Source organism: Pontimicrobium sp. MEBiC01747 (assembly GCF_053601635.1).
On the sequence record NZ_JBSHNS010000133.1, the window covers coordinates 1 to 882 of the forward strand.

1 protein-coding gene is annotated in these 882 nt (G+C 31.9%); it reads left to right on the top strand.

Annotated features, from left to right (window positions below; translation table 11 throughout):
- Positions 1-882, top strand: an 882-nt coding sequence (locus tag ACVC2P_RS03680; protein ID WP_452597138.1) for a hypothetical protein, incomplete at both ends; no start/stop codon positions are given.

The window sequence follows — 882 nt, forward strand, 5'->3', positions numbered from 1 at the left end:
ATCATTAACAGCATCAAACTCAGCAGCCTTATATGCTACATTTGGAGTAGAAGGCTCACAAATTATGTTCGATGCACTATCTAAAGGCTTTAAAAGTAAAAAAGGTAAAACAGAAAAAACACCATTACAAGCAATAGTTAGGTACGAATTAAAAGGCTATGCCCATATCCCAAATTTAGAAGTAAAAGTAAGAGGAAGATCTACTCAAATTTACGATTTCATACAAAAACAACGCAACACCTATAAAAAAGAGGTACAACAAGGCAAAAGAACACGAACAAAAAAATTCTTTGGAGTAACGTATTCTAAAAAAACATCAACATACGATCATAAAGTAGATGTAGATAAAACAGAGGTAAACTCTTTAGTTGAGCAAATGATTGATAAAAAAGTTATTAGCATAGATATTACAGATTATGGAGGAATGGACTCTAGTAGTGCAGAAAAGAAGGAAGTAGAAGAAAACTTAAGAAACTCTTTAATGGAACTTATTTTTGGAACTATTGTAAAATCATTTTTTGAAACAGCTTTTATTGGAGATAAAAAAGAATCCGAAGGAGAAGAAGGAGAAGATTCAGGAGCATCTACAATACAACCAAACTCAAATTTAAAATTATCAGCACGAGATAAACGTGTTAAAAACCAAGACCATTACTACTATTTTAGAAACGATGTAAAGAAAACCCAAATACAAGACATTTATTTTCACTTTAAGAAAAACGGAGTTGTCGACTTTTTAAGATATCCAAATGGCTCATTATCTGTTCAGCTTACAGATAGCGAACGTAAAGCAGCTGTGCGTTACATAGACGTAAGTAGCCCAGAAGTACAAATGTTAGAAGTACAAGTAAAAGTAAATGCAGACTTTGTACAAGATAATAT